The sequence below is a fragment of the Serratia sp. HRI genome (assembly GCF_010119335.3).
Classification (GTDB): Bacteria; Pseudomonadota; Gammaproteobacteria; order Enterobacterales; family Enterobacteriaceae; genus Serratia; species Serratia nevei.
In genome coordinates, this window is the sequence record NZ_CP083690.1 from 3,192,901 (window position 1) to 3,211,029 (window position 18,129).

The following is an 18,129-nucleotide window of genomic DNA, read 5'->3' on the forward strand; positions in this document are numbered from 1 at the left end:
CGGGGAAATAAAATGGTCATTTATTCCCTTTCGCACATTTCGCCAAAAAAAATATCCTCTCCTATACTTCACAGCTCTACAAATTGAGGCACAGGGGGAACCTCTGGATTAACCATTTCATTCTTTCTTAGTTGGGGGAAACCCAGCTTTTCTACGGTTTTTTATTCTGACTTGAACTGTCGGACGGCCAGGCTTTGCCTAAATCCGGACGGTCCCTTTCATTAACGTAATGAAAACGTGCTAGAGAATATTATGAACAAACAAACTGATGTGAAGAGTGGGGAATTCCGTACGGATGCTCAGGCCGCGGCGGAGAAAGTCGAACTGCATGAAATGACTATCGCCCAGCGTGAACTCTGGCTGGGGGAAAACATTTCCAAAGAGTTGTCGTTCAATATCTGGGGCTATGGGCTGGTTGACGGGCCTCTCGACGTTAAGCTGCTGCGGCAAGCCATCGATGCTATCGTCGAAGAAACGCCGGCTCTGCAAGCGCATTTTGTGGAAAAAGACGGTGAGCTTTATCAATACCGCGCGCCACGCACACATGAGCCGCTGTTCACACTCGATCTCAGTAAGGAACCCGATCCCCTCCAGGCGGCCAGACGCTGGATGGTGGCGGATGCGGCGCTGCCGCGCCGTGCCACGGGAGAGGAACCTTTTAGTTTTCATGTGATTACGCTCGCTCCGCAGCGCTATGTCCTCTATCGGCGTTTCCACCATATGATCACCGACGGCCGCAGTGCCGAGGAAGTGATGCGACGCATCGCGGCTTACTATAACGCGCTGGCGTCCGGCGGCGTCATCCCTGAATTCGCCAACTGCAATTTCTCTCTGCTTTATGAAAACGACATCAAATACCGCGATTCCTCACGCTTTTCTTCCGATCAGGCTTTTTGGCGGGAATATACTGCCGCTGCGCCGCAGAGTTTGTCGCGTAGAGCCATATTGACTCCGGACGCCGCGATGAACCGCAACACGCAGCTGCTGGAAAAAGAGGCATTGGATCAGCTGCAGCAACAAGCTGACAATATCGGCGTACACCGCGCACATATATTGGCCGCCGCCGTAGCATTATGTTTCTACAGCCTGACCGGCAGTGAATATCTTAATTTCAGCATGCCGGTGACCGGGACGAGAGAACGAAACAGTATTGGTATGACCTCTAACGTTGTCCCTTTGATTATCAAGGTCGAACCCCAGCTGAGCCTGGCCGAATTTATCCAAAAGGTTGCGGCCGAAATAGCAAAAGTGGTTCGCCATCAATTATATCGTGGGGAGGACATTCGGCGTGACAATGGCGCGACGGATTCCGCCTGGTTTGGCCCTTCAATTAACATTGTTTCTTTCGACCACGGCGATCCTTTCTGGGGATGCCGCACCCGTTGGTATTATGGCGGGAATATTCCGTCCGGCGATCTACAGATTATGCTGTATGAAGACCAGCAGGCGAATGAGCTGGACGTCACTTTTTCTGACGCCGCTTATGCAAATTCATTAGGCGATCTGGATGTTTTGCAGCGCCGTTTCCAGTTTATTTTACGGGCGCTGAACGCATCAACGGCGGGGACGATCGAGGCGTTGGATCGGCAAGTGGCGGCGCTGGCGGATGCCGAGGCCGGCGGCAGCTTTTACACCAATCGTCGGCAACCGCCTGCCGGCGGCATCATTCGTTGGGATCGCCCGGCTGAGGCGCTGCAGCGCCTGGTGAGCTCGCTGAGCCATGGCGCGGGATGCGCGGCGAAGATACTGCTGGCGGATCGCGTGTTGGGCGTGACGGCGCTGCAGGCTGTGAGCGATGAGCGACAGGCCCACCCCGGTACCCTGCTGCACGTCGAGGCCGACGGCTGGGTGATTGCCGCGAGCCCCGGCGTGGTGCACGTCGGGCCGTTCTTGCGCGCCGACGGCTCGACTCAACCAGGCGATGCGCTGGCGCAGGCCTGCGGCCTGTCTGTCGGCTCGGTCTTGCCGACGATTAACGCTGCCGAAGCCTCGCTGTTAGGCGCGGCGTATGGCGCCAGCGCCGATAGCGCCGCGTTTTGGCAACCGCGCCTGACGCGTTATTATCCGGCGCCGTTCCCGCCGGGGCCTGGCCGCCAGGCGGATCTTCCCGCACGCTGGCAGGCGACGGCCTGGCAGCGCCTGGAAAAAATTGCCGGCGAGCAGGTGCTGGCGGCAGCAACCCTTTATCTGGCGCGTATGTGCAATGAAACCGATTTTCAGCTGGGGTGGATCAGCCCGGACGATCGGAATTGGGGTCGTTGGGCCCACCTGAGCGCGCGCGTGCTGCCGCTGCAGATCTCTGTTGATCACACCAGCAATTTCCAGCAGGCGTTGGCCGCGCTGGAACAGGAATATAGCCAGCTGCGCGCTCATGCCGATTATCATCCCGCGTTGCTGACGCGCGATGCGGACCTGCGAGCGCCTCAGACTTGGCCGACGGCGGTATCGATCGTCAGTCGGCGCTCGGCGCAGGGGTTGCAGCCTGAAGACGAGGGGGTTGCCGCCATCATGGCTTCCGGTTCGCGCGCGGTATTGCAAATCTGCAAGGCTGACGGCGCTTTCCGTTGGGTCTACGACGCCGCCTCCGTGGCTGACGAACAGATGTTGCGTGCGACGCAACATCTGCTGATGCTGCTCAACGACGCGGTGAGGGCGGGTTCTCATCGTCGCACCGTCGGCGAACTCAGTCTGGTTTCCGAGGAAGAACGTGCGCAGTTGCTGCAGGGCCTCAACCACACCGTCGCTTCACACACGCCGGCGGCTTGTCTGCACCGGTTGTTCGAAGCACAGGTCAGACGGACGCCGGAGGCGATCGCGGTGACGTATGGCGATGACAGCCTGACCTACGCGGAATTGAATACCCAGGCGAACCGTTGGGCCCATCGGCTGGTACAGCTTGGCGTGCAGCCGGACAGCCTGGTGGCGCTGTGCGCCGGGCGCGGGCTGCCGATGCTGGTCGGGCTGCTGGGGATCCTCAAAGCCGGCGGCGCCTATGTGCCGCTGGATCCCGCCTATAGCGGCGAGCGGCTACAGTATATCCTGGCGGACTCGGCGCCGGTGCTGCTGTTGGCGGATGAGCTTGGCCGACAAGCGCTGGGTGACTGCGAGGTGCCGCTGCTGGCGCTGGAACAGCCACTGACGGGGGAAGGCGACGATCTGCAGGATGTCGGGGTGCGCCCGGCGCACCTGGCGTATGTGATTTATACCTCCGGCTCGACCGGCAAACCCAAAGGGGTGATGGTGGAGCACCGGCAGGTCGCGCGGTTGTTCAGCGCGACGAACGCCTGGTTCAACTTCAGCGCCGCCGACAGGTGGTGCCTGTTCCACTCATTCGCCTTCGACTTCTCCGTCTGGGAGATCTGGGGCGCCTGGCTGTATGGTGGCCAGCTGTTCATCGTACCGCAGGCGATCGCCCGCTCGGCGCCGGATTTTTATCATTTCGTCTGCCGCAGCGGCATCACGGTATTGAACCAGACGCCGAGTGCTTTCAAAGCCTTTATCCAGGCTCAGGCGCACAGCGAAGCGCGCCAGCAGCTACGCGAGATCGTGTTCGGTGGCGAAATGCTGAAGCCTTCCGAGCTTGCGCCGTGGTTTGCTCGTCCAGAGAACCGGCAGACACGGTTGATCAACATGTACGGTATCACCGAGACCACGGTGCATGTGACTTATCGGCCGCTGTCGGCGCAGGATACGGCGATCACCACCAGTCCGATCGGCAGCCGCATCCCGGATTTGCGCTTGTATCTGCTGGGCGCCGACGGCGAACCGGTGCCGATGGGGGCGATCGGCGAACTTTACGTCGGCGGCGAAGGGGTGGCGCGGGGTTACCTGAACCGGCCCGAATTGACGGCGGAACGTTTTCTCGATGATCCTTTCAACCGGGCGCCGGGTGCGCGCATGTATCGTACCGGCGATCTGGCGCGCTATCTGCCGGGGGGCGATATCGAATACCTGGGGCGCAATGACCAGCAGGTAAAAATCCGCGGTTTCCGCATCGAATGCGGCGAGGTGGAGGCACAGCTGAGTACCGATCCGCGCGTGCGCAGTGTAGCCGTGGACGCGATTGACGATGGCGATGGGGGCAAGCGACTGGTGGCGTGGGTGGTTCCGGCACCGGAAGCCGAACGCGCTACGCTGGCGACCGGGCTGCGTCAGCATCTGCAGGCGCGGCTGCCGGATTATATGGTGCCGGTGGCTTACGTTTGGCTGGAGGCGTTGCCGCTGACCGGCAACGGCAAATTGGACAAGCGGGCTCTGCCGGTGCCGCAGGTCGACGCCTACGTGCGTGAAGCCTATGCGCCGCCGCAGGGCGAGGCGGAAAACCTGCTGGCGGCTATCTGGCGCGAGCTGCTGGGCGTAGAGCGCGTCGGTCGCTATGACCACTTCTTCGAACTGGGCGGGCATTCGCTGATGGCGGTGCGCCTGGCTAACCGCGTGCAACAGGCCGGATGGCAGTTACCGTTGCAGGCGCTGTTCGCCAGCCCGGTACTGCACGTGCTGGCGCAGGCGCTGGAAGTTGCGCCGGCTCAGGAACCGCTGCCGATACTGCCGGTGGCGCGCGACGGCGAATTGCCCCTGTCGTTCGCCCAGCAACGCCTGTGGTTCCTGACCCAGTTGGAGGGGATGAGCGAAACCTACCATATCCCCCTGGCGCTGCGGCTGCACGGCCGGTTGGACCGGCAGGCGCTGCAACATAGTCTGGATGCGCTCTATGCGCGTCACGAATCGCTGCGTAGCCGGTTCATTACCCGGGAAGATCGGCCACAGGTGCAGATTTTGCCGGCAAACGGGCTGCCGCTTGCGTTCCACGATCTGCGACGTCACCCCGCGCAAGCCGACACGCTGTGCCGTCAGGCGGCCACGCAACCGTTCGATTTGACGCAGGGGCCGCTGGTGCGCGCCGCGCTGATCCGCCTGGCGGATGAGGAGCACCTGTTCCTGCTCACCTGTCATCACATCGTCTCCGACGGTTGGTCGACCGGCATTCTGCTGCGTGAACTGGGGGCGTTGTACGGCGCTTTCCGTCGCGGCGATGCCGATCCGCTGCCGCTGCCGACGCTGCAATACCCGGATTACGCCGCCTGGCAGCGTCGCTACCTGACGCCGGAGCGGTTGGCGGCGCAGGCGCAATACTGGCGTGAAACGCTGAGCGATGCGCCGGCGCTGCTGACGCTGCCGACCGACCGGCCGCGTCCGACGGTGCAGTCTTTCAGCGGCGGAGAGGTGCCGATCGCGATCGACGCCGAGCTGACGCAGGCGCTGCGGCAGTTCAGCCGGCAGCATGGCGGCACGCTGTTCATGACGGTGCTGGCGGCCTGGAGCCTGGTGCTGGCGCGCATGGCCGGGCAGCAGGAGCTGGTGATCGGCACGCCGGAGGCCAACCGTGGCCGGCTGGAAACCGAATCGCTGGTCGGCTTCTTCGTCAGCACGCTGGCGCTGCGCATCGATCTTCGCGACGATCCGGATCTGCCGACGCTGCTCGAACGGGTTCGTCACACGGTGCTGGCGGCGCAGGAAAATCGCGATCTGCCGTTCGAGCAGGTGGTGGAGCTGGTCAACCCGCCGCGCCATCTGGGCTATACCCCGCTGTTCCAGGTGATGCTGGCCTGGCAGGACGGCTCGGTGCGCGATATTCCGCTGCCGGGGCTGCAGGCCGAATTGGCCGGGCTGGAATACAGCGCGGCGAAGTTCGATCTGACGCTCGATCTGGCCGATACCGGCGAAGGCATCAGCGGCACGCTGAATTTCGCCACCGCGCTGTTCGATCGCGCCACCGCCGAACGCTACGGCGTTTACCTGGTACAGGCGCTGCGGGCGATGACGTTGAATAGCCCACGGTCAGTATCCCATATCGATTTGTTGCCGCTCGCCGAACGGGAACATCTGCTGCATGGCTGGAACCGCACCGAGCGCGACTACCCGCTGGATCAGACCCTGGCGGCGCTGTTCGAGCAGCAGGTGCGCCGCACGCCGGACGCCACCGCGCTGGTGAGCGGAGCGGAAAGCCTGAGCTACGCCCAGCTGAACGCCCGCGCCAACCGGCTGGCGCACGCGCTGATAGCGCGCGGCGTCGGCCCGGACAGCCGGGTGGCGGTGTGCGCCGAACGCGGCCTGCACATGGTGACGGCGCTGTTCGGTATCCTCAAGGCCGGCGGCGCCTATGTGCCGCTCGATCCGGCCTATCCGGGCGAACGCCTGCAGTACATCCTGCAGGATGCCGACCCGGTGCTGCTGCTGGCGGACGCCGCCGGCCGCGCGGCGCTGGGCGAGCCTGCGACGCCGCAGCTGGCGCTGGAGGCGGCGTTGCCGGATACGCTGAGCGCCGAGAACCCGGAACGGCGCGCGCAGGCGTCGCACCTGGCGTACGTGATTTACACCTCGGGCTCGACCGGTAAACCGAAGGGCGCGATGAACGAACACCGCGGGGTGGTCAACCGGCTGGTGTGGATGCAGGAGGCCTACGGCCTGACGGCGGCGGACACGGTGCTGCAAAAAACGCCGTTCGGCTTCGACGTCTCGGTGTGGGAGTTCTTCTGGCCGCTGATGGTCGGCGCGCGCCTGGTGATGGCGAAGCCGGAAGGGCACAAGGATCCGGACTACCTGAGCCGCGCGATCGAACAGTACGGCGTTACCACGCTGCACTTCGTGCCGTCGATGCTGCAAAGCTTCCTGGCGGACGGGCAGGCGGCGTCGCGCTGCGGCCAGGTGGTGCGGGTGATGTGCAGCGGGGAAGCGCTGCCGGCGGCGCTGGTGGCGGAGTTTTACCGCCGGCTGCCGCAGGCGGAGTTGCATAACCTGTATGGGCCGACGGAGGCGGCGGTGGACGTTACCGCCTGGCACTGTTCGCGGGAGGCGGACCGGGTGTCGGTGCCGATCGGGCGGCCGATCGCCAACACGCGTATCTATCTGCTGGACGATCACGGGCAGCCGGTGCCGCTGGGTGCGGTGGGCGAGCTGTATATCGGCGGGGTGCAGGTGGCGCGGGGCTACCTGAACCGGCCTGAACTGACGGCGGAGCGCTTCTTGAGCGATCCGTTCGCGCCGGGCGGGCGGATGTACCGCACCGGCGACGTGGCGCGTTATCTGGCGAACGGCGACATCGAGTACCTGGGGCGCAATGACCAGCAGGTGAAAATCCGCGGCTTCCGCATCGAATGCGGGGAGATAGAGGCGGTGCTGGCGACGCACCCGGCGGTGCGCGAAGCGGTGGTGGATGCGCGGGCGGTGGGCGACGACAAACGGCTGGTGGCGTGGGTGGTGCCGGCCGCAGACGTGGCGGAAGAGACGCTGGCGGGCGCGCTGCGGCAGCATGTGAGCGCGGCGCTGCCGGACTATATGGTGCCGTCGGCCTGGGTGGTGGTGGCGGCGTTGCCGCTGTCGCCGAACGGCAAGCTGGATCGGCGGGCGTTGCCGGAGCCGCAGGGGGCGCAGAGCCAGGCGGCGTATGAAGCGCCGCAGGGTGAACACGAAACGCTGCTGGCGGCGATCTGGCGCGAGCTGCTGAACGTGGAGCAGGTGGGCCGCCACGATAACTTCTTCGAACTGGGGGGCCACTCGCTGCTGGCGGTGAAGTTGATGGCTCAGCTGCGGCGCGCCGGTTGGGGAACGAACGTGCAGACGCTGTTCTCAACGCCGACGCTGTCGGCGCTGGCGCAGGCGATGAGCGCGCAAGGTGAGGTCGACATACCGGAAAACCGGATTTTACCGGGCGGGGCCTCCATTACGCCGGAGATGTTGCCGCTGGCGACGCTGAGCCAGCCGGAAATCGACGCGGTGGTGGCGCAGGTGCCGGGCGGCGTGGCCAACGTACAGGACATCTACGCCTTGTCGCCGCTGCAGGAGGGGATTTTGTTCCACCATCTGCTGGCGGAACGGGGCGACCCGTACCAGCTGTCCGCGGTGCTGCGTTTCGACAGCCGTGCGCGCCTGGACGCCTGGCTGGCGGCGATGCAGCAGGTGATCGATCGCCATGACATTCTGCGCACCGCGTTCATCACGCAGGGCATGTCCTCGCCGGTACAGGTGGTGTGGCGCAAGGCTGAGCTGGCGCTGAGCGAGCGGCGTTTCGATCCGGCTGACGGCCCGATTTGGCAACAGCTGGCGGCCAGCTTTGATCCGTTGCAGCAGCGGCAGGATCTGACCCGCGCGCCGCTGCTCAACTTTACCGTCACGCAGGAGGAGGACGGCAGCTGGTGCGCCTTGCAGCAGTGGCATCATCTGATTGGCGATCACTCCACGCTGGCCTTCATGGAGCAAGAGATCGGCGAGATCCTCGCCGGCCGTGGGGCACAGCTGGGCGTCGCCCAGCCGTTCCGCAATGCGGTGGCGCAGGCGCGCCTGGCTCTCAGCGAGGCGGAGCACGAAAGCTTCTTCCGCGACATGTTGGCGGATATCCGCGAGCCGGTGCTGCCGTTCGGCCTGAGCGACGTGCACGGCGAAGGGCGGCAAATCGCCTGCCGCTACCAGGCGCTCTCTTCGGCGCTGAACCTGCGGTTGCGGCGACAGGCGCGGCGGCTGGGCGTCAGCCTGGCCAGTCTGTGCCACCTGGCCTGGGCGCAGGTGCTGGCGAGCGTCAGCGGGCGAGACGCGGTCGTGTTCGGCACCGTATTGCTGGGTCGCCTGCAGGGCGGCGAAGGCGCGGAACGGGCATTGGGGTTGTTTATCAACACGTTGCCGTTGCGTCTGGACATCGATCGGCGAGGCGTGGAGACGGCGGCAAGAGAGGCACACGTGCGGCTGAGCGGGCTGCTGGCGCATGAACATACGCCGCTGGCATTGGCGCAGCGCTGCAGCGGCGTCAGCCCTGGGGCGCCGCTGTTCAGCGCCTTGCTCAACTATCGCCACAACAACGGTGAAGCAGTGGCGTTGCCGGAAGGTGTCAGCCTGCTGAGCGCCGAAGAGCGCACCAACTATCCGTTCGTGTTATCGGTGGAGGACGGCGGCGATTCGCTGGGCGTGACGGCGCAGGTGACCGAGACGGTCGATGCCCAGCGGGTGTGTGACTATATGGTGCAGGCGCTGAGCTCCCTGGCGCAAGCGCTGGAGCAGGCGCCGGAGACGCCGGTGTGTTCACTGGCGGTGGTGCCGGAGGCGGAACGCGAACTGCTGCTGCATGGCTGGAATCGCACCGAGCGCGACTACCCGCTGGATCAGACGCTGGCGGCGCTGTTCGAGCAGCAGGTGCGCCGCACGCCGGACGCCACCGCGCTGGTGAGCGGAGCGGAAAGCCTGAGCTACGCCCAGCTGAACGCCCGTGCCAACCGGCTGGCGCACGCGCTGATAGCGCGCGGCGTCGGCCCGGACAGCCGGGTGGCGGTGTGCGCCGAACGCGGCCTGCACATGGTGACGGCGCTGTTCGGTATCCTCAAGGCCGGCGGCGCCTATGTGCCGCTCGATCCGGCCTATCCGGGCGAACGCCTGCAGTACATCCTGCAGGATGCCGACCCGGTGCTGCTGCTGGCGGACGCCGCCGGCCGCGCGGCGCTGGGCGAGCCTGCGACGCCGCAGCTGGCGCTGGAGGCGGCGTTGCCGGATACGCTGAGCGCCGAGAACCCGGAACGGCGCGCGCAGGCGTCGCACCTGGCGTACGTGATTTACACCTCGGGCTCGACCGGTAAACCGAAGGGCGCGATGAACGAACACCGCGGGGTGGTCAACCGGCTGGTGTGGATGCAGGAGGCCTACGGCCTGACGGCGGCGGACACGGTGCTGCAAAAAACGCCGTTCGGCTTCGACGTCTCGGTGTGGGAGTTCTTCTGGCCGCTGATGGTCGGCGCGCGCCTGGTGATGGCGAAGCCGGAAGGGCACAAGGATCCGGACTACCTGAGCCGCGCGATCGAACAGTACGGCGTCACCACGCTGCACTTCGTGCCGTCGATGCTGCAAAGCTTCCTGGCGGACGGGCAGGCGGCGTCGCGCTGCGGCCAGGTGGTGCGGGTGATGTGCAGCGGGGAAGCGCTGCCGGCGGCGCTGGTGGCGGAGTTTTACCGCCGGCTGCCGCAGGCGGAGTTGCATAACCTGTATGGGCCGACGGAGGCGGCGGTGGACGTTACCGCCTGGCACTGTTCGCGGGAGGCGGACCGGGTGTCGGTGCCGATCGGGCGGCCGATCGCCAACACGCGTATCTATCTGCTGGACGATCACGGGCAGCCGGTGCCGCTGGGTGCGGTGGGCGAGCTGTATATCGGCGGGGTGCAGGTGGCGCGGGGCTACCTGAACCGGCCTGAGCTGACGGCGGAGCGCTTCTTGAGCGATCCGTTCGCGCCGGGCGGGCGGATGTACCGCACCGGCGACGTGGCGCGTTATCTGGCGAACGGCGACATCGAGTACCTGGGGCGCAATGACCAGCAGGTGAAAATCCGCGGCTTCCGCATCGAATGCGGGGAGATAGAGGCGGTGCTGGCGACGCACCCGGCGGTGCGCGAAGCGGTGGTGGATGCGCGGGCGGTGGGCGACGACAAACGGCTGGTGGCGTGGGTGGTGCCGGCCGCAGACGTGGCGGAAGAGACGCTGGCGGGCGCGCTGCGGCAGCATGTGAGCGCGGCGCTGCCGGACTATATGGTACCGTCGGCCTGGGTGGTGGTGGTGGCGTTGCCGCTGTCGCCGAACGGCAAGCTGGATCGGCGGGCGTTGCCGGAGCCGCAGGGGGCGCAGAGCCAGGCGGCGTATGAAGCGCCGCAGGGTGAACACGAAACGCTGCTGGCGGCGATCTGGCGCGAGCTGCTGAACGTGGAGCAGGTGGGCCGCCACGATAACTTCTTCGAACTGGGGGGCCACTCGCTGCTGGCGGTGCGTCTGACCAACCGTCTGCAGCAGGTGGAATGGCAGCTGCCGTTGCAGACCCTGTTCGCCAACCCGACGCTGTTGGCGTTGGCGCAGCAACTGCGGAGAACCGATGAGGCGTTGCCGCCGATCGAGGCTATGCCACGCGGCGCCGCGTTGCCGCTGTCGTTTGCTCAGCAGCGTTTGTGGTTCCTGACGCAGTTGGAAGGCCTGAGTGAAACTTACCATATTCCCCTGGCGCTGAACCTGCGCGGCGAGCTGGATCTGCCCGCCTGGCGGCAGAGCCTGGATGCGCTGTATGTCCGCCACGAAGCGTTGCGCAGCCGGTTTGTCACCGTCGAGGGGCAGCCGCAGGCGCACATTCTGCCGGCAGACGCGCTGCCGTTGACGGTTCACGATCTGCGTGGGCAGCAGGATGCTCAGAGCCAGGCGCGGCAACTCGCGCAGCGCCTGACGGAGGCGCCTTTTGATTTGACGCAGGGGCCGCTGGTGCGCGCCGCGCTGATCCGCCTGGCGGATGAGGAGCACCTGTTCCTGCTCATCTGTCATCACATCATTTCCGACGGTTGGTCGACCGGCATTCTGCTGCGTGAACTGGGGGCGTTGTACGGCGCTTTCCGTCGCAGCGATGCCGATCCGCTGCCGCCGCTGCCGCTGCAATACCCGGATTACGCCGCCTGGCAGCGTCGCTATCTGACGCCGGAGCGGCTGGCGGCGCAGGCGCAATACTGGCGCGAAACGCTGAGCGATGCGCCGGCGCTGCTGACGCTGCCGACCGACCGGCCGCGTCCGACGGTGCAGTCTTTCAGCGGCGGAGAGGTGCCGATCGCGATCGACGCCGAGCTGACGCAGGCGCTGCGGCAGTTCAGCCGGCAGCATGGCGGCACGCTGTTCATGACGGTGCTGGCGGCTTGGAGCCTGGTGCTGGCGCGCATGGCCGGGCAGCAGGAGCTGGTGATCGGCACGCCGGAGGCCAACCGTGGCCGGCTGGAAACCGAATCGCTGGTCGGCTTCTTCGTCAGCACGCTGGCGCTGCGCATCGATCTTCGCGACGATCCGGATCTGCCGACGCTGCTCGAACGGGTTCGTCACACGGTGCTGGCGGCGCAGGAAAATCGCGATCTGCCGTTCGAGCAGGTGGTGGAGCTGGTCAACCCGCCGCGCCATCTGGGCTATACCCCGCTGTTCCAGGTGATGCTGGCCTGGCAGGACGGCTCGGTGCGCGATATTCCGCTGCCTGGGCTGCAGGCCGAGAGTGCCGAGTTGGGCTATCAGATCGCCAAGTATGATTTGACGCTCGATCTGGCGGAGCGCGACGAGCAAATCAGCGGTACGCTGAACTTCGCCACCGCGCTGTTCGACCGCGCTACCGCCGAGCGTTACGGCGTTTACCTGGTGCAGGTGTTGCGGGCGATGGCGACAAATGCTACGCAGCCTGCGTCGCATCTCGATCTGCTGCCGGCTGCCGAGCGCGAACTGTTGTTGTACGGTTGGAACCGAACCGCGGAAGTTTATCCGGCGCAGAGCAGCGCCCATGTCCTGTTTGAACAGTGGGCGCAGCGCACGCCGGACGCCGTTGCGGTGGTGAACGATCGGGACAGCCTGAGCTACGCCCAATTGAACGCCCACGCCAACCAACTGGCGCACCAACTCATCGCACAGGGCGTGCGCCCAGGCGATCGCGTGGCCACGTCGCTTGAACGCAGCGTTTCTCTGGTCATCGCCCAGTTGGCGATCCTCAAGGCGGGGGCCGCTTATGTGCCGCTCGATCCGCACCTGCCCGTTGCGCGGCAGGCGTGGATCATCGGCGACAGCGGGGCGTCGTTGATCCTGTGCGATCGCGATCTCGACCGCGAGATAGCCGGCGAGATCGCATGCCTGCGTATCGATCGGCTGCGGCAGAATCCGACCCACGATCCGGCGGTGCCTCGCGCCGGCGACGCGCCGGCCTACATCATGTATACCTCGGGCTCGACCGGTACGCCTAAAGGCGTCATGGTGACGCATCAAGGCATCCTCCGGCTGGCGATCAACAATCGTTTTGCGTCGTTTGAACGCGGCGATCGCTTCGCTTTCGCCGCCAATCCGGCGTTTGACGCCAGCACGCTGGAAATGTGGGGAGCCCTGTTGAATGGCGCCAGTCTGGCGATCATTGCGCCGGAAGTGTTGACGGAAGCCGAGGCGTTGGCGACGGCGCTGGTGCGGCAAAGGATTAACGTCTTGTTCCTGACCACCTCGTTGTTTAACCAATATGTCCATAGCATCGCCGCGACGCTGGCGCAGTTGAAATATCTGCTGAGCGGCGGTGAAGCGGCGGATCCGCACGCCTTTGCCCGCTTGCTGAAAGAGGCTGGGCCGGTACGGCTGATCAACGGTTATGGGCCGACCGAGAGTACGGTGTTTGCCACGACGGCCACGATCGAGCGGGTGGATCCCTGGCAGCGTTTGCCTATCGGGCGGCCGATCGGCAATACCCGGATTTATCTGCTGGATGCGCATGGGCAACCGGTGCCGCTCGGCGCGACCGGCGAGATCTACATCGCCGGCCCCGGGGTGGCGCTGGGTTATCTCAACCGCGCAGAGTTAACGGCAGAGCGATTCCTGGCGGATCCGTTTAACCCAGGCGAGCGGATGTACCGCACCGGCGATCTGGCGCGCTATCTGCCGGACGGCAATATCGACTACCTGGGACGCAACGATCGGCAGGTGAAAATTCGCGGCTTCCGCATCGAATGCGGTGAGATCGAGGCGCGAGTGGCCGGTCACCCGGCGGTGCGCGAAGCGGTGGTGGATGTCCTCGGCGAAGCGGACAATAAGCGGCTGGTGGCCTGGGTGGTGCCGGAGGCTGACGCGGATCGCCAGGCGTTGGCGGTGACGCTGCGACAGTATCTGGCGGGGATGTTGCCGGAGTTTATGCTGCCGGCGGCCTGGGTGGCGCTGGATACGCTACCGCTGACGCCGAACGGCAAACTGGATCGGCGCGCGCTGCCTGAGCCGCAGGAGGACGCCTACGTGCGTGAGGTTTACGCCGAACCTGAAGGCGAACTGGAAACGCTGCTGGCGGGGATCTGGCGCGAGCTGCTGGGCCTTGAGCGGGTCGGGCGCCACGATAACTTCTTCGAATTGGGCGGCCATTCGCTGCTGGCGGTGAAGTTGATGGCGCAGCTGCGCCGTGTCGGGCTGAGCGCCGGGGTGCAAACGCTGTTCACCGCGCCGACGCTGTCAACGCTGGCGCAGACGTTGGTCACGCAGCAAGAAGTGAGCGTGCCGGCCAACGCTATCCTACCGGGCTGCGTAGCCATTACGCCGGAGATGTTGCCGCTGGCGACGCTGAGCCAGCCGGAGATCGACGCGGTGGTGGCGCAGGTGCCGGGCGGCGTGGCCAACGTACAGGACATCTACGCCTTGTCGCCGCTGCAGGAGGGGATTTTGTTCCACCATCTGCTGGCGGAACGGGGCGACCCGTACCAGCTGTCCGCGGTACTGCGTTTCGACAGCCGTGCGCGCCTGGACGCCTGGCTGGCGGCGATGCAGCAGGTGATCGATCGCCATGACATTCTGCGCACCGCGTTCATCACGCAGGGCGTGTCCTCGCCGGTGCAGGTGGTGTGGCGCAAGGCCGAGTTGTCGCTGCGAGAACTGCGGCTCAATCCGGCGGAGGGCGAGATCGGTTCGCGGCTGACGGCGGTGTTTGATCCGCGCCGCGTGCGGCCTGATCTGACGCGCGCACCGTTGCTGAGCTTTGTTGCCGCACAGGGGGAAGAAGGCAGTTGGTGCGTGCTCCAGCAGTGGCATCACCTGATCGGCGACCACTCGACCCTGGCGGTGATGCAGGAGGAAATCAACCTGATCCTGGCCGGGCGCGGGGACGAACTGGCCAAGGCGCCGCCGTTCCGCAACGCGGTGGCGCAGGCAAGGCTCGGCGTCAGCAAGGCTGAACACGAACAGTTCTTCCGCACTATGCTGGCGGATATCGATGAGCCGTCGTTGCCGTTCGGCCTGAGCGACGTGCATGGCGAAGGGCGGGATATCTCGACGGCGCACCTGGCCTTACCGCATGCGCTCAACCAACAGCTGCGGCGGCAGGCGCGGCGGCTGGGCGTCAGCCTGGCCAGCCTGTGCCACCTGGCCTGGGCGCAGGTATTGGCGCGCGCTACCGGCCGCGATGAGGTGGTGTTCGGCACCGTATTGTTGGGTCGTATGCAGGCCGGAGACGGGGCGGAACGGGCGCTCGGATTGTTTATCAATACTCTGCCGCTACGGCTGGATGTCAACGAGGTCGGCGCGGAATCGGCGGTGTTGCAGGCGCACATCCGGCTGAGCGGGCTGCTGGCCCATGAGCATGCGCCGCTGGCGTTGGCGCAGCGCTGCAGCGGCGTCGCCGCGGGCACGCCGCTGTTCAGTGCCTTGCTGAACTACCGGCATAACAGCGGCGAGGACACCGCATTGCCGACCGGCGTGACGCTGCTCGATAGCCAGGAACGCACCAACTATCCGTTCGTGCTGTCGGTCGAGGACGGCGGTGATTCGCTGGGCCTGACGGCGCAGGTCAGGCAGCCGATTGAAGCGCAGCGCGTGTGCGGCTATATGGCGCAGGCGTTGAGCGCATTGGCGCAGGCATTGGAGCAGGCGCCTCAGACACCGGTCTGCGAACTGGAGGTCATGCCGGATGAAGAGTATGCGCTGCAGCTGTGCCGCTGGAATCATACGGCGGAAGCTTACCCGGCGGATACCTGCGTGCACGAACTGTTTGAACAGCAGGCGCGGCAGACGCCGCAGGCCATCGCTTTGATCCAGGATGCGCAACGGCTCAGCTACGCACAGTTGAATGCGCGCGCCAACCGGTTGGCGCATCGGCTGATTGAGCGCGGCGTACAACCGGGCGACCGGGTCGCGGTGCGGCTGGCGCGCAGCATCGAACTGGTCTGCGCCCAATTGGCGGTAATCAAGGCCGGGGCGGCGTATGTCCCCATCGATCCGCAACTGCCGGCCGCGCGCCAGGCTTGGATCGCCGATGACAGCGGCGCCTGCCTGATGCTGACGGACGCCGTCGGCGACGAAGGCATTCCGCAACTGACGGTCGAGGATCGCGAAGCTGAAGGTCATGACGGTAACCCGGCGTTGCGCGTGTCGAGCGGCGCGACGGCCTACATCATGTATACCTCCGGCTCGACCGGGACGCCGAAAGGCGTCATGACGCCGCACCAGGGGATCTCGCGTCTGGTGCGCAACAACCGCTACGCCACCTTTGACGCCGACGACCGCATCGCCTTTGCCGCCAACCCGGCGTTTGATGCCAGCACGATGGAGGTTTGGGCCGCTCTGTTGAATGGCGGTGCGCTGGTGGTGATCGCGCCGGAAGTGATGATGGAGGCCGAGCGTCTGGCGGCCGAACTGCAACGCCATCGCATCACCACGCTGTTCTTGACCACTGCGCTGTTCAATCAGTATGTGCACAGCATCAGCGGCGCACTGGCGCAGTTGAAATATCTGATTAGCGGAGGGGAGAAAGAGGATCCGGGCGCTTATGCGCGGCTGTTGCAAGAGCGGGGGCCGGTGCACCTGATCCATGCCTATGGGCCGACGGAGACCACCACCTTTGCGACAACGGCACGTATCGAGCGGGCTGAAGGGGAGGCGCGCTTGCCGATTGGGAAACCGATCGGCAATACCCGCGCTTACTTGCTGGACGCCCGCGGGCGCCCGGTGCCGATGGGGGCGGTGGGGGAATTGCACATCGGCGGCGTGGGGGTGGCGTTGGGCTACCTGAACCGACCGGAACTGACGGCACAGCGCTTCCTGAGCGATCCGTTCAATCCGGTCGGTGGCGGCCGCATGTATCGCACCGGCGATCTGGCGCGTTACTTGCCGGACGGCAGTCTTGAATACCAGGGGCGATGCGATCAGCAGATCAAGCTGCGCGGGTTCCGCATCGAACCGGGCGAGATTGAGGTGCAGCTGGCGGCGAGCCCGTGGGTGCGGGAAGCGGTGGTGCAGGTTTGTTCGACGGAACACCATCCGCGCCTGGTCGCCTGGATCGTACCGACGGCCGACGTTGACCGCAGCGCGTTGCAGGGACAGCTACGGGCCTATCTGAGCGAACGTTTGCCGGAGTACATGGTGCCGTCGGCTTATGTCTGGCTGGATGCGCTGCCGTTGACCGCCAACGGCAAGCTGGATCGGCGCGCCTTGCCGGAGCCGGAGCGCGCGGCAGTCGGCATTCGGGAGTATGCGGCGCCTCAGGGGGAGACCGAAACGACGCTGGCGCGGGTATGGTGTGAGCTGCTCGAGGTTGGCCAGATAGGGCGCCACGACAATTTCTTCGAGCTCGGTGGCCATTCGCTGCTGGCGGTACGTCTTTCCAGCCAGCTGCGTCAGCAAGGCATCACCTTGCCGGTACAGGCGATCTTCAACCATCCGATATTGGCCGAGCTGGCCGAGCGGATAGATCGTCGCACCGCCGAGGCTCCGCTGCGTAAAGCGGTGCCGGCTCGCAGCAGCGGCAGCCGGCCGCCGCTGTTCTTCGTTCCGACCGGCTTTGGCGACCACTCCTACGTGTTTGAATTGGCCAAGGAGATCGACGAGACCTTCCCGGTCTACGCCGTGCCGTGGCCGGCGGTGGAGGAGAAGCCGGCCACCATGTCCGATATGGCCGCCAGCGCCGTGGCGTTGATTCGCGAAGTGCAGCCGCAGGGACCATACCATCTGGCGGGGTACTCTTCCGGTGGGGTGTTGGCCTATGCCATCGCCGAGCAGCTGCAATCGGCCGGGGAAGCGGTCGCTTTCCTGGGGTTGATCGACACGTTGCGGCCGGTGGCGGCGATGCACAGCCCGGTCCAGCTGTTGCTGAACTGGGTGGAGTCAACGCAGGAAAGGCCGGATCCGCAGTTCTGTCAGCAGTTGGCTGAGCTGCCGTTGCCGGAGGCGATCGCGGCCGTGCAACGCGCCGGGATCAAGACTCAGCGTGAGGAAGTGGCCGACGAGGCGGCGCTCTGGCAGCAGCGGCACCACTACGCCAAACTGGTGGAAGCGACCCTGGTGCAGCCCGCATCGCTGAAAATCCATCTGTTCAAGGCGAAGCAGGAGCAGGTTTCCGTCAATTCGCAGAACGCACAGTTCCAGGCGTATTGGCAGAAGATCAAACAGGCGGGATATTGCCGCGAAGACGCTTCCGCGTTGGGGTGGGATAGGCTGCTGCCGCCGGCGACCGTCCGCGTCAGCCAGGTCAACGGCGATCATGTGTCGATGATGGAGCATCCGGTTCATCGGCGTGAGCTGGGGCAACACTTCAATCTGGCGTTGCGCGAGCTCGAACAGGCGTAAGCCGGCGGGATGTATCCGATGAGA

General features: G+C 65.3%; 1 protein-coding gene. It reads left to right on the top strand.

Features of this window, described 5'->3' with window-relative positions; genetic code table 11:
- Window positions 1–252: 252 nt before the first annotated feature.
- Window positions 253–18,105, top strand: coding sequence for a non-ribosomal peptide synthetase (locus GF111_RS15340; protein WP_224217729.1), 17,853 nt, complete (start codon window positions 253–255; stop codon window positions 18,103–18,105).
- Window positions 18,106–18,129: the final 24 nt, after the last annotated feature.